Here is a 21,796-nt window from a genome sequence, read left to right as displayed (position 1 = left end):
AGCGTCGCTCGCCGCTTGCCAGCCCGAAAACCCGTCTCTATAGGCTGCGGCCTGCCTTACGGGGTCGCTTCACGGCGGCGTCGGCATCGGTCGGGGAATAGCTCAGCCTGGTAGAGCACTGTCTTCGGGAGGCAGGGGCCGGAGGTTCGAATCCTCTTTCCCCGACCACATTTCTTCACAGCTTCGAACAGATCAACCCCTTGCGGGGGAACGCCTTTCCGCGCGCGTCTTTCATGTCGCGCACCCGCGCGAGTGCGGCGCTTGCATCCCTCTGGCCAGCCACTTTCGACAGATGTCATATGTCGAAAGCGGCGACCCCCATGTTGTTCGAATGTAAAAGATATTTGACCCGCCGCGTCCACCCGGCGATGATCCCCCGCATCGGACGGCCGACCGGCCGCTTCCCAATCACTATCCGACCCGCATCATGCGGGCGTTCCGCAGGTGGGAGACGAACCTTGCACAGACGTGATTTTCTGGCTTTTGGGGCCATGGGTGTCGGGGGGATTATCCTCCCATCGATGTTCGGCAAGGTCATTGCCGCCGAAGAATTGAACAGCGCGATCGACGTCGCCGTCAAGAAGGCGCTGGCCGACGCCGCGATGAACGCCGCCAAGAGCGCGGGCGCATCCTATTGCGACGTGCGCGTCGGCCGCTACCTGCGCCAGTTCGTCATCACCCGCGAACGCAATGTCGAAAATGTCGTGAACACCGAATCGAGCGGCGTCGGCATCCGCGTGCTGGCTGACGGCGCCTGGGGCTTTGCCGCCACGAATGCGATGACCACCGATGCCGTGGCGAAAGCCGCACAGCAGGCCGTGGCCATTGCCAAGGCGAACGCACCGACCCAGACCGCGCCTGTCCAGCTCGCCCCGGTCAAGGGCGTCGGCGAAGTATCCTGGCGCACGCCGATCGCCAAGAACAGCATGACCGTGCCGATCAAGGACAAGGTCGACCTGCTGATGGGCGTCAACGCCGCCGCCATGGATGCAGGCGCGGACTTCATCAGTTCCATCCTGTTCCTGGTGAACGAGCAGAAATATTTTGCCAGCACCGATGGCAGCTATATCGACCAGGATGTCCATCGCATCTGGGCACCGATGGAAGTCACTGCCGTCGACAAGAAGACCGGCAAGTTCCGCGTCCGCGATGGCCTGTCCGCACCCATGGGCCTGGGCTTTGAATATCTCGACGGGCGCGCGGCGGACAAGACCGTCGGCCCCAATGGCATCATCAGCTACGGCATGTCCTACGACATGAAGGAAGACGCGATCGCCGCGACCCGGCAGGCGCGCGAAAAGCTGACCGCCAAATCGGTGAAGCCTAGCAAATATGATCTGGTGCTGGACCCCAATCATCTCGGCCTCACCATCCATGAAACGGTCGGCCATCCGCTCGAACTGGATCGCGTGCTGGGCTATGAAGCCAATTATGCCGGCACCAGCTTCGCGACGATGGACAAGCTCAAGGCCAATTTCCAATATGGCAGCGACAAGGTCAACATCGTCGCCGACAAGACGCAGCCCGGTAGCCTGGGTGCGGTCGCCTATGACGATGAAGGCGTGAAGACCAAGAAGTGGGATCTGATCCGCAACGGCAAGCTGGTCGGCTATCAGGCCACCCGCGATCAGGCGCATATCGAGGGCAAGAGCGAAAGCGACGGCTGCTCCTACGCCGATAGCTGGTCCAATGTGCAGTTCCAGCGCATGGCCAACATCTCGCTGGAACCCGGCAAGGACAAGATGAGCGTCGCCGACATGATCAGCAATGTCGAGGATGGTATATACATCCTCGGCCGTGGCTCCTTCTCGATCGATCAGCAGCGCTACAACGCCCAGTTCGGCGGCACGCTGTTCTACGAGATCAAGAACGGCAAGATCACGCAGCCGCTGGAGGATGTCGCCTATCAGATCAGGACGCCCGAATTCTGGGCCGCCTGCTCGGCGATCTGCGATTCCAGCGACTATCGCATGTTCGGCTCCTTCTTCGACGGCAAGGGACAGCCTTCGCAGGTTTCCGCCGTGTCGCACGGGTCATCGACCACCCGCTTCGACGGCATCAACGTCATCAACACCGCGCGTTCGCTCGGCTGATCGCTCAGGGGAGTTAGTATAATGGGCATCTTTACCGAAGCACAGGCGAAGGACATTCTGACCAAGGTGGTCGCCATGTCGAAAGCCGACGAATGCACCGCGCAACTGACCGGCCAGATTCAGGGCAATGTGCGCTTTGCGCTCAACAATGTCTCGACCGCCGGCCTGACCGACGACACCGACCTGCAGGTCCAGGTCGCCTATGGCAAGCGGGTCGGCATCGCCACGATCAACCAGTTCGACGACGCCTCGCTCGAACGAGTGGTGCGCCGCGCCGAAGAACTCGCCAAGCTCGCCCCGGAAAACCCGGAATTCATGCCGGCCGTCGACAAGCAGGTCTATAAGACCAGCCCGACCTTCAGCGAAGCGACCGCCGCGATCACCCCCGTCTATCGGGCCAAGGTCGCAGCGACCTCGATCACGGCCTGCAAGGCGCAGAATCTGATCGCCGCCGGTTTTCTGGAGGACGGCCAGAGCTTCGTCGCCTTCGCCAACAGCAAAGGCAATTTCGGCTACCAGCGCTCGACCGTGCTGGACTATACCTGCACCGTCCGCACCGAAGACGGGCGCGGGTCCGGCTGGGTCGGCACCGATACGCAGGACGCCACCCGCTTCAAGGTCGAGGATGATATCCAGATCGCGATGCGCAAGGCATCGGCCTCGTCCGAAGCCAGGGCGCTGGAACCGGGCAAATATACCGTCATTCTGGAACCGATGGCGGCCGCCGGTCTGATCGGCTTCATGTTCAACTTCTTCGGCGCGCGCGAAGCCGATGAAGGCCGCAGCTTCCTGTCCAAGGCAGGCGGCGGCAACAAGATCGGCCAGCAGGTGTTCGGGCCGCAAGTCAATTTCTACACCGACCCCTGGGATCCGGTAGCTCCAAGCCTGCCTTGGGACGAAGAAGGCGTACCACGCAAGCGCATGGACCTGGTCAAGGACGGCAAGGTCGTCGCGCTGGATTACAGCCGCTACTGGGCGCAGAAACAGGGCAAGGCGCCTGTGGGCCAGATGGGCAATATCCTGATGACGGGCGGCACCAAGTCGACCGCCGAACTGGTACGCTCGACCCAGCGCGGCGTGCTGGTCACCCGCACCTGGTATATCCGCATGGTCGATCCGCAGACGGTGTTGCTGACCGGCCTGACCCGCGACGGCACTTTCTATATCGAAAACGGGCAGATCAAATATCCGATCAAGAATTTCCGGTTCAACGAAAGCCCGGTGATCATGCTCAACAATGTCGAGGAACTCGGCAAGCCCGTCCGCGTGCCGCCCGACGAAGTGTCGATGAACATCATGGTCCCGCCCATGAAACTGCGCGACTTCACCTTCACCTCGCTCTCGGACGCGGTGTAATATTGGCGCTGACGGTTACCAGATGGACGATCCTCCCCCGGCGGGGGAGGTGGCAGCACGAAGTGCTGACGGAGGGGTGTCACCCTATCGATAGCGTGACACCCCTCCGTCTGGCTACGCCAGACACCTCCCCTTCCAGGGGAGGATCGGTAATGTTCGGCACATGACCCGCAGCGATTTCCTCCGGCTGATGGCAGGCGGCCTGGCCAGCGCAATGCTGGCCCGTCCGCTCGCTGCCGCCGGGGGCTATGATTTCTGGTTCACCCGCCTGCGCTATGATTCGGGCGACTGGGATGTCGATCAGCGGATGCCGTCCAACGTCATCACCTCGCTGATCGACTATACGACCTTGCGGGTCGATCCCAAGGAGCATGTCCTCGCCCTGTCGGACCCCAAGATGCTGACCGCGCCCTTCTGTTACCTCGCCGGGCACAAGCTGGTCGAATTTTCGCCCGCCGAGCGGCGCAATTTCGAACGCTATGTCCGCAATGGCGGCTTCGTTCTGGTGGACGATTGCAACCACGACATCGATGGCCTGTTCGCCCGCTCGTTCGAAGCCCAGATGGCCAGGATTTTCGGGGCCAAGGCGATGAAGACGCTGCCCAAAAATCATGGCCTCTATCGCAGCTTCTTCACCTTCGACGGGCCACCCAATACCGGCCTCGAACTCAATGGCTGGGGCGACGATCTGGTCCATGATTATCTCAAGGGAATAGAGGTAAATGGGCGACTGGGCGTTCTCTACAGCAACAAGGATTATGGCTGCGAATGGGACTATGACTGGCGCAACAAACGCTTCCTGGCCGAAGACAACACCAAATTCGCGGTCAATATCGTAATGTATGCGCTGTCGGTTTGAAGGCGCGGCCGAACATCCTCCCCTGGCAGGGGAGGTGGCTGGCCGCAGGCCAGACGGAGGGGTGTCCCGCTCTCGATAGGGCGACACCCCGCCACCGGCTGCGCCGGTCCCCCTCCCCTTCCAGGGGAGGATTTTGCAGAGCATCAGCCTTCGACAAGGAAGCCACATGACCGACCTCACCGAAGCCGACATCCAGACGCGCCTAGCCGCGCTTACCCAATTGCGCGCCGCGATCGGCCAAGCGATCGTGGGCCAGGCCGATGTGGTCGAACAATTGCTGATCGGCCTGCTCGCCGGTGGCCATTGCCTGCTCGAAGGCGTGCCGGGTCTCGGCAAGACGCTGCTCGTCCGCTCGCTTGGCGAAGCGTTGAAGCTCGACTTTCGCCGCGTCCAGTTCACCCCCGACCTGATGCCGAGCGACATTTTGGGCACCGAATTGCTGGAGGAGGACCATGGCACCGGCCATCGCAGCTTCCGCTTCCAGCCCGGCCCGGTCTTCACCAACCTGCTGCTGGCCGACGAACTCAACCGCACCCCGCCCAAGACGCAGGCGGCACTGCTGGAGGCGATGCAGGAAAAGACGGTCAGCTATGCCGGCGTCACCCACCGCTTGCCCGCCCCCTTCTTCGTGCTGGCGACGCAGAACCCGCTGGAGCAGGCAGGCACCTACCCCCTGCCCGAAGCCCAGCTCGACCGCTTCCTGCTGCATATCCGCGTCGATTATCCCAGCGAAGCGGAGGAACGCGCGATCCTGGCGCAAACCACCGGGTCCAAGCCCGGTACCGTCCCCGCCGTGATGGCGGGCGAGGAAGTGCTGGCGCTGCAAAAGCTGGTGCGCGACGTGCATTTCGGCGACAAGCTGCTCGACTGGGTGACGCGGATCATCCGCGCCAGCCGCCCCGGCGAAGGCGCGCCCGACGACATCGCCCGCTACGTCAAATGGGGCGCTGGCCCCCGCGCGGGCCAGTCGCTGATCCTGGCCGCCAAAGCGCGCGCCTTGTTGCAAGGCCGCCTCGCCGCCACCCGCGACGATATCGTCGCGCTGGCCGCGCCGGTGATGCGCCACCGCCTGCTGCTGTCCTTCGCGGCCGAGGCCGAGGGGCGCAGCGCCGACGATGTCATCGCCTCGCTGCTGCGCGCCGTGCCGCTCGCCTGATCGCGCACCATGGCCGACCTGATCCCCGCCGATGTTCGCCGCAGGCTGAAAGGCCTGCGCCTCGTCACGCGGCGCGCGGTCGGGCAGCATGGCATCGGCCTGCACCAAAGCCACAGCCGCGGCGCGGGTTTGGAATTCGCCCAATATCGCGCCTATGAACCGGGCGACGAACTGCGCCAGATCGACTGGAAACTCTATGCCCGGTCGGACAAATTCTTCGTGCGGGAAGCCGAACGCGAAAGCCCGGTTGCGGTCTGGATAGTGATCGACGCCAGCGCATCGATGGGCCAGGCCGATGCGGGCCGCCCCGACTATAGCCGCTTCGACGCCGCCAAGGCGATGGCCGCATCGATCGGCGAACTGGCGATGCAGCAGGGCGACCGGTTCGGCCTGATGGCCTTGGGCGACAGCGGCCTCACTTTGCTCCCCCCCGCCACGGGCCTGCGCCAGCGCGACCGGCTGCTGCTCGACCTGCTGGCGCTGCGCACCGCGACCGGCTTCCCGCCCGAAGACCAGCTTGCCCCGGTGTGGGAGCGGATCGGCGCGCATGATCTGGTCATCCTGCTGAGCGACTGTTTCGACGAGGGCGCGGTCGCGTTGGTCGAGAAATTGGCCGCCGCCGGGCGCGAGACGCTGGTGGTGGAGATGCTGACGCTTGCCGAGCGCGATTTCCCCTTCAGCGGCGGCTATCGCTTTCGCGATCCCGAAACCGGCGAGGAACTGCTCGCCGATGGCGTCGCCCTGCGCGCCGAATTTCTGGCCCGCTTCGGCGAAGCGCGCGCCGCGCTCCATGCCCGGCTGGACGCAGCGGGCGTGACCCATGTCGCGCATATGCTGGACGAGCCGGTCGATCTGCCGCTGCGCCGCCTGTTCGCGGCGGTCTGACCATGGGGCTCAGCCTGCTCTTTCCCGCTGCATTGGCGGCGTTGCTGGCCCTGCTGGTGCCGCTGGCCATCCATATCGCGCGCAAGAGCGAACAATTGCCGACCGACTTCGCCGCATTGCGCTGGTTGCGGTCGAAACCCAGACCTCGATCGCGCCTGCGCTTCGACGAATGGCCGCTGCTGCTGCTCCGCCTCCTGCTGCTGGCGCTGGTCGCGCTGTGGCTGGCGCAGCCGGTCCTGTCCGGCGCAGGCGACGATACGCCCTATGTCGCGGTCGTGCCCGGCGCGCAGGTCGATCGAGCGCAGTTTACGGACGCACGGGTCCATTGGCTCGCCCTCGGTTTTCCATTGATCGAAGAGCCTGCACCCACCGGCACTCTGCCGGTCGCCAGCCTGATCCGTCAGCTCGACGCCGATCTGCCCACCGGAACGCCGCTCACCATCCTCACGCCGCAGGTCATCGACGGCGCGGATGCCGCCCGCCTGCACCTGTCGCGCAAGATAGACTGGCGCATCGTGCCCGGCACCATGCCCTCGCCCACCACCACAGCACCCCCGACACCAACCGTCGCGATCCGCTTCGATGCCGCACATCGCCCCGCGCTGCGCTACCTGCGCGCCGCCGCGGCGAGCTGGCAACCGGCCGAACGCCCGATCGATAGCGCCCCGCTCGACAGCCCCTTGCCCGACCGCCAGCATGTGCTGATCTGGCTGGCAGGCGGCACCCTGCCCGACAGCGTGACAGACTGGATCACCCAAGGCGGCACGGCCTTGATCGCCAGCGACGCCACCCCGCCAAACGGCACCCCCGCGCCGCACTGGCGCGATGCGCTCGGCATACCGCTGGTCGAGGGCGCGCCGCTCGGCGCGGGCCGATGGCTGCGCTTCACACGACCGCTACGCCCCGCCGACATGCCCGTCCTGCTGGATGGCGATTTCCCCGCGCAATTGCGCCATCTGCTCGCGCCTGCTCTCTCGCCGCCCGCGCGCGTGGCCGCCGCCGACTATGCGCCGCTCCCCGGCGGACGCGCCTATAACCAGCAGCCCGAACCGCTGCGCCCCTGGCTGGCGCTGCTCATCGTCCTGCTGCTGATCGCCGAACGCTGGCTCGCCACCCGCCGCAGCCGGGGCGTATCGCCATGAGCGCCACCGCCCTCACCCGTCCATGGACGGCCCCCGCCCGCACACGCGCGTTCCTGAACGCCATCGCCATCGGCGTGCCGCTGGCACTCGGCGCGGCTGCCGTGACGTGGCGGTTGGCAGGGATCGGCACGGCGATCGCCGCCATCGCGATCGGCCTGACCCTATCGCTGCTCATCGCGCTGCGGCTGGCGGCGCGGTTCGACCAGGACTGGCTGATCCACACGCTCGATGCCCGCCGCCCCGACATGGAAGACAGCGCCGCGCTGCTGTTCGCCGACGAAGCGACCCTCGGCCCGCTCCAGCGGCTCCAGCGCGCGCGCCTCACCGCCCGGATCGACGCCGACACGCCCGACCAACTCGCCCCCGACTGGCGGCGACGCAGCAGCGCCCTGGCCGCCAGCGCTGCCCTGTTCATCGTCGCGCTCGCCTCGCGTTGGCCGCGTCCCGCGCCTCCTGATGCTCGGCGGCCAACCGCTCGCGCTGCGCCGCGACGGCGAAGACTGGATCGCCAGCCGCACGGCGGACGCCGCCTTCCTCTACCGTGTCGACCCCGCTGCCGGGCGCGGCCCGACCCCGCCGCTGCACCGTATCGATGCCATCGCCGACGCCGTGCCACAGGTCAAAGCCATCAGCCCGAAGGCCAGCCTGACCCTGGTGACGCGCGGAAAGCGCAGCTGGTCCCCCGCCTTTGCCGCGACCGACGATTATGGCGTCGCCGCCAGCGCCCGGCTGCGCATCACGCTGGCCATCGGCGAGGGCGAAAATGTGACCTTCACCGAGCGCGAGATCGCGGTGAGCGGCAGCGGCCCGGCGCGCGACCGCCGCTTCACGCCGCGCCTCGATTTCGGCGCGCTGGGCTTCGGCCCCGGCAGCGACATGGTCGTGCAACTCATCGTGCGCGACAATCGCAGCCCCGCCCCGCAGGAAGCGCGCAGCCCCAGCCTGATCCTGCGCTGGCCATCGGCACAGCAGCCCGAAGGCAGCGGGCTGGAGGGCATGGTCAACACCGTCCTGCCCGCCTATTTCCGCAGCCAGCGGCAGATCATCATCGACGCCGAAGCGCTGCTCAAGCAAAAGTCCCGCCTCAGCGCCGACCGCTATCTCGCCCGTTCCGCCAGCATCGGCACCGACCAGCAGATTTTGCGCGGCCGCTACAGCCAGTTTCTGGGCGGCGAGGAATCGGCCCAGCGCCAACTCCCCACCGCCGACGCGGAAACCCATCATGACGGCGACGGCCATGATCATGGCCCCCCGCGCCAACCCGCGCCGGGCTTTGGCGTCGCCGAAGACGTGCTAGCCGATTACGGCCATCCCCATGACGATAGCGCTGCCTCCAGCCTCGACCCCGAAACCCGCGCCATCCTCAAAAACGCCGTCGATGAAATGTGGCAATCCGAAGTGCATTTGCGGCAAGGGCATCCTGACCTCGCCCTCCCCTTCGCCTATCGCGCGCTCCGCTTCATCAAGGAGGTGCAGCAGGCGACCCGCATCTTCCTGTCGCGCGTCGGGCCGGAATTGCCGCCGATCGACCCCAGCCGCCGCATGACCGGCAAGCGCGAAGGCGCGGCTAGCCGCACGCTGGCGGTCGCGCCGATCGAGCGCGGCGATGGCCCGGCTGCCGCCGCCTGGCGGGCGCTGGGCGACGGGCCGGGTGCGATCCGCGGACCGATCGCGCTTGATGCGCTGGACCGCTGGGTGCGCAGCGAAGCCGCCCGCCTGCCCGACCCGCTGGCTCTGGCGGGCGCACTCGACGCGGTACGGCGCGACCCCGATTGCCCCCCCTGCCGGACGAAGCTGCGCGGATTGTTATGGACGGCGATGGAACGCCCGCCCGCCCGCCCGGCCCGCCGCGCCGCACCCGACGCCAATGGCACGCGCTATCTCCGCGCGATCGAAGGGGCTGCCCCATGACCATCGAACGGATCGTCGCCGCCCTTTTGATCCTTGCCGTGCTGATGGCCGCGCTGCGCCTGATCCTGTGGCGGTCCGGTCCAGTCCGTCCCATGGCGGCTGGCGGCGCTGCTGGCGCTCCAGCCGATATATGCCGCTTTGCTGTTCCTGACGCTCTACCCGCCGCCGACCCCGACGACGGCCGACACCCTGCGCATCGCGACCGCCGAAACGCCGCGCTTGGCTGCCGCGGCACCGGGGCGCCGCTCATCATCCTCCCCGAAGCCGGGGACATCAGCGGCGACGAAAGCGCCCCGACCTTGCCGCCGCGCTGCGCCGTCATCCCGCTGTCGGCACCATCACCGTGCTGGGCGAAGGCTTGCCCCCCGCGATCTGGGCTGCGCGCGCCGTCGCGGTTCGCTTCACCCGCCCCGCCCCGCCCGGCATCAGCGAGCGATATCGCCCCGCCCGCAGCGTCGCACCGGGCGAGGCCTTCCGCGTCGGTGGTCAACTCACGGCCCTCCCCCGCGCGACCATCGACCTCCTAGACCCCGCCGGGCGCGTGACCGACAGCGCCACGCCCGAAGCGAACGGCCATTTCACTCTGACCGGTACCGCCCGCGCCGCTGGAACCACCGCTTTCACCCTGCGCGTGCGGGATGGGCAGCGCGTGGTCGAGCAAGCCGCCGTCCCGCTGCTGGTAAGCGATAGCGCAGCCCCGCGCCTGCTGATCCTGGCCGCCGCACCGGGGCCGGAGGTCAAATATCTGCGCCGCTGGGCCACCGACGCAGGCTTCACGGTCACGACGCAGATGAGCGCGGGCGGCGGCATCGCGCTCGGCGATCCCGCCATCGCCATCAACGGCGCAACGCTGCGGCGGTTCGATCTCGCCATCGTCGATGATCGCAGTTGGGCGGCGCAGCGCGGCGTCCTGACCGGGGCAGCGCGCGAAGGATTGGGCCTGGTCCTGCGCCCCAGCGGGCCGATCGACGGCGCGACACGCGCGCAATGGCGCGCCCTGGGCTTCGGCATCGGCGGCGGCGATTTCGCCCCCATCGCCCTGCCCAAAGTCGCCGCCCCCGCGCTGAGCAGCACCCGTCTTGGCATCGGCAGCACGGACGCGCCGGTCGATATCGCCACGCCCGACGATCTGCTGCCCGATGTCAGCCGCCTGCCCCTCGCCCCCGCTGCGCAGGCACCCACATTGTTGCAGGACGCCAGCGACGCATCGCTCGCCCAGTGGCGTGCGATCGGCACCGGGCGCATCGCCCTGTTCGCGGGCGTGGACAGCTATGCGCTGACCCTGACAGGCCATCGCGCGCTGCATAATGATTGGTGGAATGCCCTGCTGCGCACCGTCATCCGCCCGGCATCCGGCGTGCAACAATCTGGCCTGATCGGCTGGGCGAACGAGCGCCTGACCCTATGCGGCCTGCCCGCCCCGACGCCGGTCGAGCGCCCCGACGGACGGCGGTCCACGCTATTGCCAGTACAGGGCTGCGCGGCCTTCTGGCCCGATAGCGCAGGCTGGCACCGGACCGGCACCGGCCAATCCTTCTATATCTATCCCGCTCAAGCCCTGCCCGCGATGCGCGCGGCGCGGGATCGGGCCGCGATGCTCGCGCTCCGCCCACCAACCGCAAACGACCGAGCTGGCGGCAGTGCACCCGGCCCGTCCTGGCCCTTCGCCCTCGCCTGGCTGATCGCAAGCGCCTTGCTCTGGCTATTGGAACGGTCGCGTCGCGGTCGTCAGTCGGCCATGTAGAAATCGCGCAACGCCCGCGCATCATGCAGGGCGTTGTGCGGCACCCGGCTGTTGGCCGCCGCGCTGAACCCCGCCGCGTTGATCAGTTCGAGCCGCAACCCGAAATCGACCCCCGCCATCTGCCCCGGCCCGGTCACCAGCAGCGCGCAGAAATGCGCCAGATCTTCGGGCCAATCGGCGATGATGACGGGATCGCTATCCCCTTCCAGATAGGCCGCGACATGGTCCGCCGCCTCCACCCGGTTCAGTTCCAGGTCGATGCCCGGCGGCACATGGCGCAGATAGGGGACGACATGCTGCGCGACCCAGGGTTCGACATCGTCGGGCAGCGGCAACGAGACGTAAAATTCCTCGTCGTCCGCATGTTCGGGCACCAACGCGACGCTGATCAGCACGCCGCCAAAGCCGTTAAATTCGGTGTCGAGAAAATAGCGCATGAAAAGAAGAACTGCCTTGTCCGTGTCCGATAGGACAGGGCCGATAGCATCGCCGCCGCCCACATGCCATGCCGTGCGACGCGCCGTAGCATTTGCGCGACGCACGCCAAGCTGCCATGCGCGCCACAACGCCATCACCAAAGGATCGATCATGACGCCGCGCGAATTTCTGGGGTCTGCCGCCGTGCCTGGGGGGCAGGAACTGATGCTGTACCGGCGTGGCAGCGATTTCATGATCGTGCTCGACCGCAATGAATTGATGAGCAGCCGGATGAGCGGCTCCGAAAAGGCGCTGGCGCTGATGACGATCGAGCGGCTGGCCGGGCGCAAGGCCCCCCATCTGCTGATCGGCGGCTATGGCATGGGCTTCACCCTGCGCGCGGCGCTCGGCGTGCTGGGGCAGGATGCGCGCATCACGCTCGCCGAACTGGTGCCCGAAATCATCGACTGGGCACGGGGACCGATGGCGGACCTCGCCGACGGCTGCCTCGACGACCCGCGCGTCGACCTGCTGATGGGCGATGTCGTGCCCGTCATCGCGGCGGGCCGCGCCTGTTATGACGCCATCCTGCTTGATGTCGATAATGGCCCGGACGGCCTGACCGCCGCCGCCAACGACCGGCTTTACAGCGCGACGGGGCTGGCGGCGGCGCGGGCGGCGTTGACGCCCGGCGGCATCCTCGCGGTCTGGTCGGCGGGGTCGGACGATGCCTTCACCCGCCGCCTGTCCAGCGCCGGATTTGCCGTCGATGAAGTCGCCGTGCGCGCGCGCGACAATGGCAAGGGGCCACGCCATGTCATCTGGTTTGCACAAAAGCGTTGAACATGCTGAATTGAAAAGGTCCGTCCAGCCGGGCCATAGAGACAAGAACCGACACTAAAGGGATGCCCGCGTGATCCAGACCGTTTCGACCCAGCCTTTCTCGGACCAGAAACCCGGCACGTCGGGCCTGCGCAAAAAAGTGCGTATCTTCGCACAGCCCCATTATGCCGAAAATTTCGTCCAGTCGGTGTTCGACAGCCTGGACGGCTTTGCCGGGCAGACCTTGGTCGTCGGCGGCGACGGGCGCTACCTCAATCGCGAAGTCATCCAGATCGTGCTGAAAATGGCGGCGGCCAATGGCTTTGGCCGCGTGCTGGTGGGCCAGGGCGGCATATTGTCCACGCCCGCCGCCTCGCACCTCATTCGCGCATCGGGGGCCTTTGGTGGCCTCGTCCTGTCGGCCAGCCACAATCCGGGCGGCCCGGACGAAGATTTCGGCATCAAATATAATATCGGCAATGGCGGCCCGGCCCCTGAAAAAGTGACCGACGCGATCATCGAGCGCACCCTGTCGATAGAAAGCTACAAGATCCTCGACGCCCCCGACATGGATCTCGACACGATCGGCACGGCCACGCTGGGCGGCATGACCGTCGACGTGGTCGATCCGGTCGCCGCTTATGCCGACCTGATGGAAAGCCTGTTCGATTTCGCCGCGATCCGCGCGAAGATCGCCGATGGTTTCACCCTCGCCTTCGATTCGATGAGCGCGGTGACTGGTCCCTATGCGGTCGAGATTTTCGAAAAGCGCCTCGGCGCGCCGCAAGGCACGGTGATGAACGGCACCCCCTTGCCCGACTTCGGCCATCATCATCCCGACCCGAACCTGGTCCATGCCAAGCAACTCTACGACCGGATGATGGCCCCGGACGCGCCCGATTTCGGCGCAGCATCGGACGGCGATGGCGACCGCAATCTCATCATCGGGCGGCATTGCTATGTCACGCCGTCAGATTCGCTCGCGGTCCTCGCAGCCAACGCCCATCTCGCGCCCGGCTATGCGGCGGGCCTCAAGGGCATCGCCCGCTCCATGCCGACCAGCGGCGCGGCCGACCGGGTGGCCGAGAAGCTGGGCGTGCCGCTCTATGAGACGCCCACTGGTTGGAAATTCTTCGGCAACCTGCTCGACGCGGGCATGGCGACCATCTGCGGCGAGGAAAGCGCGGGCACTGGCTCTGACCATGTTCGCGAAAAGGACGGCATCTGGGCGGTGCTGCTATGGCTCAACATCCTGGCCGTGCGCGGCGAAAGCGTCGCTGCAATCATGGCCGATCATTGGGCAACCTATGGCCGCAATTACTATGCCCGCCACGATTATGAAGCCATCGCCAAGGACAAGGCCGACGCGCTGATGGCGGCACTGCGCGCATCGCTCGACAGCCTGCCCGGCACCACCAACAGCGGCGGCACGATCAAGAGCGCCGACGATTTCGCCTATACCGATCCCACCGATCAGTCGGTCAGCCGCAACCAGGGCGTCCGCATCCTGTTCACCGACGGATCGCGCGTCGTATTCCGCCTGTCGGGCACCGGCACCGAAGGCGCGACCCTGCGCGTCTATCTCGAACGCTATGTCGGCACCGACGGCGACCTTGGCATGGCGACGGGCGACGCCCTCGCCCCGCTGATCGCCGCCGCGCAGGAAGTGGCGGACATTGCAGGCTATACCGGCATGGACCAACCCAGCGTCATTACCTGACACCCATCGACGCTGACCAGTAAAGGAGCGCCCCATGCGCCGCCTACCCTTGTGCCTATCGGCGCTATTCATCGCCGCGGCGACACCGGCTCACGCCCAGACCAGCCAGGACGAACAGGTCTGGCTCAACCTGACCGCGATGGGTTCGGTAAAGGACGACCTCGTCTATTTCGCCGAAATCCAGCCGCGCATCGGCGATGGCGTGTCGCGGGTCAATCAGGCGATCTTTCGCGGCGCGCTGGGCTGGAAATTATCCCTCACCGTCACCGTCTATCAGGGCTATGCCCATATCGTGTCGCCTGTCGAAAACGGCGCGGATGTGAACGAGGATCGCAGCTTCCAGCAACTCAACTGGACGCTCGGCAAGCCCTGGGGCGGCGAACTCATGTCGCGCACCCGGCTGGAACAGCGCTGGCGATCGGACGGCGACGATATCGGCTGGCGGGTGCGCGAAATGCTCCGCTACGAAAAGCCGCTGCGGCCGGGCAGCGATGCGGTCAACGCGCTGGTCTATGCCGAAGGGTTCGTCGCACTCAACGACACCGACTGGGGCGTCAAAGGCGGCTTCGATCAGGCGCGCGGCTTCGTCGGGGTGGAATTGGGGCTGCCCGGCGCCTCCACGGCGGAGGTCGGCTATCTCGCGCAAGTGGTCGATCAGCGCGGCGGGCGCACCGCCGTCAATCATGTCGCCTCGCTGACGCTCTTCTTCCGCTATTGACGCGCACGATCCGGCTGGGGGCAAATGGCCCTGTCGTTCGTTGACGTGGGGCACTATGGCCCCTTGCATGACAGACAACCCGCCCCTGCCCGATAGCACCCTTAGCGACAGCATGACCGCCATCGGCTATGCCCGGCTGGAGGGGCACGACACGATCGCGCGACTGCATGCCGATGCGGCCGATTGGCACGCCTTCGCCGCGAGTTGGAACGATCTCGGCCCCGATCTCTACATGGCCGATGGCGGCCGCTATCGCCGCCGCCGCCATGCCGTCTTCCTGTGCGACCATGGCCGTTTCGCGCGCATGCCGCACCAGCCCCATTATCAAAGCCGCGACTATAATCGGCTCAACGGCGACGTGCAGCGCTGGTTCGATCCGGTCGAACAGGCGGTTGTCGACAACCCGGTCTGCCAGGCCATCTTCGCCCTGTGCGCGGCCCAATTCGACCCAGCCGCCCAGGGTCGCTGGCATGTCGAAATGCACCAGTTCCGCATCGAGGCGAAGCCGGACGAAGTCGGCCGCCCGACCCCCGAAGGGCTGCACCGCGATGGCGTCGATCATGTCTTCGTCATGCTGGTCGAGCGCAACAATGTGCGCGAAGGCGTCACCCGCATCGGCGCGCCCGACGGCACGCCGCTCGGCGAATTCATGCTGGCGCAGCCGGGCGACGCCATGCTGATCGATGATCGCCGCATCCTGCATGGCGTGACCGAAATCCACCCGCATGACCCTACCCGCCCCGCCTGGCGCGACGCGCTGGTGGTGACCTTCGCCGCAATCTGAAAAATCCGTTCGGGCTGAGCTTGTCGAAGCCCTCCACTGATCTAGGTGAAGTGGCTTCGCTACGCTCAGCGCGAACTGATTATTTCAGCAACACCAATTCTTCGGCCATGCTGGGGTGCAGAGCGACGGTGTCGTCGAAATCCTGCTTGGTGAGGCCCGCTTTCACCGCCACCGCAGCCGCCTGCAATATCTCCGGCGCGTCGGGACCGATCATGTGCAGGCCAACCACCTTGTTCGTCGTAGCGTCCACGATCATCTTGTAAAGCGCCCGCTCCTCGCGCCCTGCCAGTACATATTTCATCGGCCGGAAGTCGGACGTGTAAACCCGCACCGTGCCGAGCTTGTTCTTAGCCTGCGCTTCGGTGAGGCCAACGCCCGCCAAGGGTGGATGGCTGAACACGGCCGAAGGCACGCAGTCATAATCGACCGTGCGCGGATTGTCGCCGAACACCGTGTCGGCAAAGGCATGGCCCTCACGGATCGCGACCGGGGTTAGTTGCAGCCGGTCAGTGACATCGCCTACCGCATAGATGCTCTCGCAACTGGAACGGCTATACTCGTCGACCTTGATCGCGCCATTGTCGGCCAGATCGACGCCCGCGCTGTCGAGGCCCAATCCATCGGTATGCGGCCTGCGCCCGGTAGCGAACAGCACGACGTCGGCCGGGACCGGATCACCATCCTTGAAGCGGACGCAGAGCGTGCCGTCTTCATTCTTCTCGATCTTTTCCATCTGCGCATTGAAGCGGAAATTAATCCCCTTGGTCATGGAAATCTGGAGCAATCGGTCGCGAATCTGCTCGTCATAGCCGCGCAGCAGCGTGCCGGAGCGATTGACGATGGTCACATGGCTGCCGAACTGATGGAAGATGCCGGCAAATTCATTGGCGATATAGCCGCCGCCAACGATGACGATGCGCTTAGGGCATTGGTCGAGATGGAACACCTCGTTGGAGGTGATGCCATGCTCCGCGCCTTCGATTTCCGGCAGGATCGGCCAGGCGCCGGTCGCGATGAGGATATATTTCGCCGTGACTTCGCGGCCGCTGGCGAGCTTGACGCTGTGCGGACCGGTCACGGTCGCGCGTTCGGGGATCATCTCGACCTTGTGGCTGCTGAGCGTATTTTTGTAGAGGCCTTCGAGCCGATCGACCTCGCCCAGCACATTGTCGCGCAGCGTCGCCCATTCGAACCCGCAATCGGGCACGTTCCAGCCGAAACGGCGCGCGTCCTTCAGATCCTCGGCGAAATGTGCGCCATAGATGAGCAGCTTCTTGGGCACGCAGCCGCGAATGACGCAGGTGCCGCCGACGCGAAACTCCTCGGCTACCGCGACCTTCGCGCCATGCCCCGCTGCGACGCGGGAGGCGCGCACGCCGCCCGATCCTGCACCGATGACGAAAAGGTCGAAATCATAGTCGCTCATGCCTGGCCTCCGCTTGGTTGCGGTGGATATGGCGGGTGGGCACCTGAGTTACAAACGGGAATCTTGCTTCTTTTGAGCAAACCAATGCCGTTCGCTTCGAGCGAAGTCGAGAAGCGAGAAGCGCTGCGTCAGCGTTTCTCGACTTCGCTCGAAACGAACGGATCTACTCATCTAGTCCCCGCCCAGCGCCAGTTCGATCAGCGCCATGGTCGAAGGGTCGAACCCCTTGGCACCGTCCGCCTCGATCGACTTGGCGATTTCCTTGCCCAGTTCCACGCCAAACTGGTCGAACGGGTTGATGCCCATCAGCACGGCGTTGGCGAAGGTGCGATGCTCGTAGAAGGCGATCAGCGCGCCCAGCGCATGGGGCGTGACGTCTTCGAGCAGGATCGTGGTCGATGGCCGGTTGCCGGGATAGGCGCGGGCCGGGTCGGCGCCATTGTCCTTACCGCGCATCAACGCTGCGCCCTGCGCGAAACAGTTGACCAGCAGCGCGCGATGATGCGCCGGGTCGAGCGCGTGGCCCGGCTCGATCGAGGCGATGAACTCGACCGGCGAGAGGATCGTCCCCTGGTGCAGCAATTGGAACACCGCATGCTGCGCATCGGTGCCGACCCCGCCCCAGGTGATGGCAGCGGTGGGACCGTCCACCGGCGATCCGTCGAGCTGCACCGCCTTGCCATTGCTCTCCATCTCCAACTGCTGGAGGTAGGAAGGCAAGAGCGCCAGCCGCTCATCATAGGCGAACAAGGCGCGAGTCTGGCAGTGCATGACGCGGCTATAATATTGATCGACGAAGGCGGCGATCAGCGGGATATTCTCATTTGGAGCGGACAGGCGGAAATGGCGGTCCATTTCGGCTGCGCCTTCCAGCAGGCTTTCGAACGCATCCCAGCCGAGCGCCAGCGCAGCAGGGAAGCCGATCGAGGACCAGAGCGAATAACGCCCGCCCACTGATTCGGCGAAGGGCAGGATGCGGGTTTCATCAACACCCCATTCGATTGCCTTGTCGGGCGCGGCGGTCAACGCGATCACCCGGCCATAGGGGTCTTCCACCCCGCCCTCGACCATCCAGTTGATCGCGCTCGCCGCGTTCAGCAGGGTTTCGCTGGTGGTGAAGGTCTTGGAGGCGATCGCGATCAGCGTAGTGTGTGGGTCGAAGCCCTCGATCGCCCGCTCCAGCGCTGTGCCATCGACATTGGAGACGATGCCCACATCATAACGCACGCCATCGCCATCGAGGGCGTCGACGATCAGCTTGGGGCCGAGCGCCGACCCGCCGATGCCGATATGCAATATGTGGCGGACCTCGCCCAGCGCGCCCGCCTCGATCGCGTCGATCAGCGCGCGCATGCGGTTGTGCAGCGCCTTGGCCTGCGCCACGCTGTCGGCCTTGCCCTCGCCCCGCTCGGCGGTATGTTCGGCCGCGCGGCCTTCGGTATTGTTCACGGACTCACCCGCGAACAGCGCATCGCGGCGCGCGGCGAAGCCCTGATCCTGGGCCAGGTCGAGATAGTGCGCGATCAGCTCGTCGGTCAGATGGGTCTTGGACCAGTCGAACCGGATCGGTCCCTGCGACAGGACCAGTTTGGACAGGCGGTCGGGATCGGTCGTGAAAATGGACTTTAGATCGGCGATAGGCAGTGCGGCGATGGCCGCCAGTGCAGTGCTGGGCATGCTATGGTCCCCTATGACGTTGGTCGAGATCGACGCTGCACCGGTCGATTCTTCCTGTCCTTACCCAATTTTTGCGCGCTTTGCATGGTCAAGGACATGCTTGACGTCCCCGACGCCAGGCTTCACAAGCCGCCACGGCCGCGTTGTCGGCGCATCCAAGGGACAAGACGACCACCCATGACTGCAAAATCGGAAACGCGGGACTTCCTATGGTTCCTCGCCAGGCTGGGCCTGTTCGTCTTCATCCTGCGCAGCTTCATCATTTCGCCGTTCAACATTCCGTCGGAATCGATGCAGCCACGGCTACTGATCGGCGACTATCTGCTGGTGGCGAAATGGCCCTATGGCTATTCGCGCTATTCGCTGCCGTTCAGCGTCCCGCTGATCCCCGGCCGCATCTTCGCCTCCACGCCCGAACGCGGTGACGTGGTGGTGTTCAAGGCACCCCCGACCCAGAAGAACGACTATATCAAGCGCGTCATCGGCCTGCCCGGTGACATGATCGCCGTGCGCGGCGGTACGGTCTATCTGAACGGCGCGGCGGTGCCCAAGCAGAAGGTCGCCGACCTCGTCATTCCGGTGACGCCGAACATGATCGACGCCGCTGCCAAGGAAGGCGCGGTCTCGCCTTGCTATCGGCCCGATTTCGAGGAACCGGCGGCGGGCGGCGGCAAGCAGTGCCGTTATCCGCAGTTCCGCGAGACGCTGCCTGCGGGCAAGGATTATCCCGCGCGCAGCTATAATGTCCTCGACCTCGTGCCCGATGGCGCGGCGGACGATCGCGACACGGTGCTGGTGCCCGAAGGCCATCTCTTCATGATGGGCGACAATCGCGATCGCAGCGCCGACAGCCGCTTCCCGGCGGTCGAAGGCGGCGGCATCGGGCTGGTGCCGGAGGAAAATCTGGTCGGCAAGGCGATGATTTCGGTCTTCTCCACCGACGGCAGCGCCAATTGGCTGCTGCCCTGGACCTGGATTTCCGCCGCGCGCTGGAGCCGCATCGGGGAAGGCTTTTGAAATTGAGCGTCCATGGGCCTGATACGACGGGCTGGCTAAAGGCGCTGATCGGCCGCGCGCCGCGCGATCCCGCACCCTTCCACCAGGCGCTCACCCATGGCAGCGCCAAGCCGGACAATTATGAACGGCTGGAATTTCTGGGCGACCGGGTGCTGGGCCTGCTGGTGTCCGAATGGGTGTATGAACGCTTTGCCGGTGAGCCTGAAGGCAAGCTGTCGCGCCGGTTCAACGCGCTGGTGTCGGGCGAAACCTGTGCCGAGGTGGCGCGCGCGGCGGGCGTGCCGACCCATTTGGTGCTGGGCAAGCAGGCGCGCGACGATGGCGCGGCCAATAGCGACAATGTGCTGGGCGACGTGATGGAAGCGCTGATCGGCGCGCTCTATCTGGAGGGCGGGCTGGAGGAAGCGCGCACGCTGGTCCGCCGCCTGTGGGCCGACCGGGTCGATACCCAGACCGCCGCGCCGCGCCATCCCAAGTCCGCGCTGCAGGAATGGGCCGCCGCCAACAAGCGCAAGCCGCCCGAATATGTGATGATGGACCGATCCGGCCCGCACCATGCTTTGCGCTTCACCGTGACCGTCAGTATCAAGGGCGCGGGCGAGGCAAGCGCGACCGGCGGGTCCAAGCAGGAAGCGGAAACGGCGGCAGCGGCGGCGCTGCTGGAGAAGTTGGCGGGGTAAAGAAATCTAAAAAGCCCGTTCGCCCTGAGCCTGTCGAAGGGCCGTCCTTATCTTCTGAAGAACAGAGCAAGGCTTCGACAAGCTCAGCCCGAACGGTTTCTTTTGAAGGCTTGATGTTCTTATGCCCTTCTGGACCTACATGCTCCATTGCGCCGATCGCAGCTTTTATGTGGGTCATACGGAGAATCTGGAAACACGCATTGGTCAGCATGAAGCGGGCCAGATCACCGGATACACCCAAACGCGCCTGCCGGTGAAACTGGTCTGGTCGCAATCGTTCGGCACACGTATAGAGGCGCTGGAAGCCGAGCGGCAGATCAAGGGTTGGAGCCGGGCAAAGAAGCTGGCGCTGATCCGTGAAGATTGGTCTTTGATCTCCACGTTAGCGCGATCAAAGATAGACAAGTAAGGCCCTTCGACAGGCTCAGGGCGAACGGAGTAGTTTTGACAAGCATTACTGAAAATCAGCGCTGTGGCGTCATCGCCGTTGTCGGCGCGCCCAATGCGGGGAAGTCCACGCTGGTCAATGCGCTGGTGGGGCAGAAGGTGGCGATCACCAGTCCCAAAGCACAGACCACGCGCACCCGCGTGATGGGCGTCGCAATCGAGGGCAATGCGCAGATCGTGCTGGTCGACACGCCCGGCATCTTCGCGCCCAAGCGCAGGCTGGACCGCGCGATGGTGCAGGCGGCCTGGGGTGGCGCACAAGGTGCGGACCTGATTGCGATGGTGGTGGATGGCAAGGCCGGGCGCGGCCCCAAGCTGGAGCCGATCATCGAATCGCTCAAGCATCGCAGCGAACGCAAGTGGTTGATCCTCAACAAGGTGGATATCGCCATCAAGGAAAAGCTGCTCGTCCATACCGAGAAGCTGAACGAAACGCTGGGCTTTGACGAAATCTTCTTCGTGTCGGCCGCGACCGGCGACGGCCTGCCCGAACTCAAGGCCGCCTTCGCCGCTGTCATGCCCGAAGGTCCGTGGCATTTCCCCGAAGACCAGGTGTCCGACGCCACTGATCGGATGCTGGCGGCTGAAATCACGCGCGAACAGCTGTATCATCAGTTGCACGCCGAACTGCCCTACGCCACCGCCGTCGATACCGAGCAATATAAGGAACGGCCGGACGGATCGGTCGAAATCCACCAGCAGATCCTGGTCGGCCGCCCGACGCAGCGCGCGATCGTGCTGGGCAAAGGTGGCCAGCGCCTGAAGGAAATCGGGTCGAAGGCGCGCGAGGAACTCGCCGCGTTGCTGGGGGTCAAGGTCCACCTGTATCTGCATGTGAAGGTCAAAGAAGACTGGGAAAATGATCGCGGCATCTATCGCGACATCGGCCTCGACTGGGTGGAATAATAGTCCTTCCCTTAACGGAAATAGCTTATTTACCTT

Annotated in this window: 20 protein-coding genes and 1 tRNA gene; 17 read left to right on the top strand and 4 right to left on the bottom strand. The window is 65.4% G+C overall.

Annotated elements, in window-relative coordinates; translation table 11 throughout:
* Positions 1 to 91: 91 nt before the first annotated feature.
* From OVY48_RS19475 to OVY48_RS19445, 7 genes are all read left to right on the top strand, one after another.
* Positions 92 to 168: transfer RNA gene (locus OVY48_RS19475), tRNA-Pro, on the top strand.
* Positions 169 to 458: 290 nt separating this feature from the next.
* The gene (locus OVY48_RS19470) at positions 459 to 2,093 is read left to right on the top strand and encodes a TldD/PmbA family protein (protein ID WP_313924099.1); all 1,635 of its coding nucleotides are present in this window, start codon (positions 459 to 461) and stop codon (positions 2,091 to 2,093) included.
* Between the two features lie 21 nt (positions 2,094 to 2,114).
* Positions 2,115 to 3,449 carry a TldD/PmbA family protein gene (locus tag OVY48_RS19465; protein ID WP_313924097.1) on the top strand — a complete coding sequence of 445 codons (1,335 nt, stop codon included), beginning with the start codon at positions 2,115 to 2,117 and terminating at the stop codon, positions 3,447 to 3,449.
* Positions 3,450 to 3,612: 163 nt separating this feature from the next.
* The gene (locus OVY48_RS19460; protein WP_313924096.1) at positions 3,613 to 4,308 is read left to right on the top strand and encodes a DUF4159 domain-containing protein; all 696 of its coding nucleotides are present in this window, start codon (positions 3,613 to 3,615) and stop codon (positions 4,306 to 4,308) included.
* A 166-nt stretch (positions 4,309 to 4,474) separates the two neighbouring features.
* Positions 4,475 to 5,464, top strand: coding sequence for a MoxR family ATPase (locus OVY48_RS19455; RefSeq protein ID WP_313924095.1), 990 nt, complete (start codon positions 4,475 to 4,477; stop codon positions 5,462 to 5,464).
* 9 nt (positions 5,465 to 5,473) lie between these two features.
* A complete protein-coding gene (locus OVY48_RS19450; protein ID WP_313924094.1) occupies positions 5,474 to 6,349 on the top strand; it encodes a DUF58 domain-containing protein in 876 nt (291 codons plus the stop codon).
* 2 nt (positions 6,350 to 6,351) lie between these two features.
* Positions 6,352 to 7,491, top strand: coding sequence for a BatA domain-containing protein (locus OVY48_RS19445; RefSeq protein ID WP_313924093.1), 1,140 nt, complete (start codon positions 6,352 to 6,354; stop codon positions 7,489 to 7,491).
* Here the strand turns inward: OVY48_RS19445 and OVY48_RS19440 are convergent.
* A complete protein-coding gene (locus tag OVY48_RS19440; protein ID WP_313924092.1) occupies positions 7,424 to 7,906 on the bottom strand; it encodes a hypothetical protein in 483 nt (160 codons plus the stop codon). The genes OVY48_RS19445 and OVY48_RS19440 overlap by 68 nt on opposite strands.
* A 41-nt stretch (positions 7,907 to 7,947) precedes the next feature.
* Here OVY48_RS19440 and OVY48_RS19435 point away from each other — a divergent pair, with 41 nt between their 5' ends.
* Positions 7,948 to 9,402 (top strand): hypothetical protein, encoded by a 1,455-nt coding sequence (locus tag OVY48_RS19435; RefSeq protein ID WP_313924090.1) that lies wholly within the window; start codon positions 7,948 to 7,950, stop codon positions 9,400 to 9,402.
* A gap of 358 nt (positions 9,403 to 9,760) precedes the next feature.
* Positions 9,761 to 11,146: a carboxypeptidase regulatory-like domain-containing protein gene (locus OVY48_RS19430; protein WP_313924089.1), complete on the top strand. Its 1,386-nt coding sequence runs from the start codon at positions 9,761 to 9,763 to the stop codon at positions 11,144 to 11,146.
* On the opposite strand, the gene OVY48_RS19425 is transcribed toward OVY48_RS19430, so the two are convergent.
* Positions 11,131 to 11,583, bottom strand: a complete 453-nt coding sequence (locus OVY48_RS19425) for a hypothetical protein (protein ID WP_037478656.1) — start codon at positions 11,581 to 11,583, stop codon at positions 11,131 to 11,133. The genes OVY48_RS19430 and OVY48_RS19425 overlap by 16 nt on opposite strands.
* 151 nt (positions 11,584 to 11,734) lie before the next feature.
* Here OVY48_RS19425 and OVY48_RS19420 point away from each other — a divergent pair, with 151 nt between their 5' ends.
* From OVY48_RS19420 to OVY48_RS19405, 4 genes are all read left to right on the top strand, one after another.
* A complete protein-coding gene (locus tag OVY48_RS19420; RefSeq protein WP_313924088.1) occupies positions 11,735 to 12,406 on the top strand; it encodes a spermidine synthase in 672 nt (223 codons plus the stop codon).
* Between the two features lie 70 nt (positions 12,407 to 12,476).
* Entirely contained in the window at positions 12,477 to 14,105 is a 1,629-nt protein-coding gene (locus OVY48_RS19415; protein ID WP_313924087.1) for an alpha-D-glucose phosphate-specific phosphoglucomutase, read from the top strand.
* Between the two features lie 34 nt (positions 14,106 to 14,139).
* Positions 14,140 to 14,823 (top strand): DUF2490 domain-containing protein, encoded by a 684-nt coding sequence (locus OVY48_RS19410; protein WP_313924086.1) that lies wholly within the window; start codon positions 14,140 to 14,142, stop codon positions 14,821 to 14,823.
* A gap of 67 nt (positions 14,824 to 14,890) precedes the next feature.
* The gene (locus OVY48_RS19405) at positions 14,891 to 15,607 is read left to right on the top strand and encodes a 2OG-Fe dioxygenase family protein (protein ID WP_313924085.1); all 717 of its coding nucleotides are present in this window, start codon (positions 14,891 to 14,893) and stop codon (positions 15,605 to 15,607) included.
* A gap of 79 nt (positions 15,608 to 15,686) precedes the next feature.
* On the opposite strand, the gene gor is transcribed toward OVY48_RS19405, so the two are convergent.
* Together gor and pgi are read right to left on the bottom strand one after the other, a co-directional pair.
* Positions 15,687 to 17,033, bottom strand: a complete 1,347-nt coding sequence (gene gor, locus OVY48_RS19400; RefSeq protein ID WP_313924084.1) for a glutathione-disulfide reductase — start codon at positions 17,031 to 17,033, stop codon at positions 15,687 to 15,689.
* Between the two features lie 171 nt (positions 17,034 to 17,204).
* Positions 17,205 to 18,710 carry a glucose-6-phosphate isomerase gene (pgi, locus tag OVY48_RS19395; RefSeq protein ID WP_313924083.1) on the bottom strand — a complete coding sequence of 502 codons (1,506 nt, stop codon included), beginning with the start codon at positions 18,708 to 18,710 and terminating at the stop codon, positions 17,205 to 17,207.
* Positions 18,711 to 18,887: 177 nt separating this feature from the next.
* Between pgi and lepB the strand changes: the two genes are divergently transcribed.
* The 4 genes from lepB (at position 18,888) to era (ending at position 21,760) form a co-directional block, all read left to right on the top strand.
* A complete protein-coding gene (gene lepB, locus OVY48_RS19390) occupies positions 18,888 to 19,727 on the top strand; it encodes a signal peptidase I (protein ID WP_313924082.1) in 840 nt (279 codons plus the stop codon).
* Positions 19,724 to 20,407, top strand: a complete 684-nt coding sequence (rnc, locus tag OVY48_RS19385; RefSeq protein WP_037476311.1) for a ribonuclease III — start codon at positions 19,724 to 19,726, stop codon at positions 20,405 to 20,407. Before lepB ends, rnc begins: the two co-directional genes overlap by 4 nt.
* 121 nt (positions 20,408 to 20,528) lie before the next feature.
* Complete coding sequence (locus OVY48_RS19380; RefSeq protein ID WP_313924081.1) at positions 20,529 to 20,816, top strand: GIY-YIG nuclease family protein; 288 nt, start codon at positions 20,529 to 20,531, stop codon at positions 20,814 to 20,816.
* A 35-nt stretch (positions 20,817 to 20,851) separates the two neighbouring features.
* Entirely contained in the window at positions 20,852 to 21,760 is a 909-nt protein-coding gene (era, locus tag OVY48_RS19375; protein WP_313924080.1) for a GTPase Era, read from the top strand.
* Positions 21,761 to 21,796 lie beyond the last annotated feature (36 nt).

The organism is Sphingobium sp. SA2 (assembly GCF_032227065.1).
Taxonomy (GTDB): domain Bacteria; phylum Pseudomonadota; class Alphaproteobacteria; order Sphingomonadales; family Sphingomonadaceae; genus Sphingobium.
The sequence above is the reverse complement of the archived record's forward strand: the minus strand, read 5'-3'. Positions and strand labels throughout refer to the sequence as shown.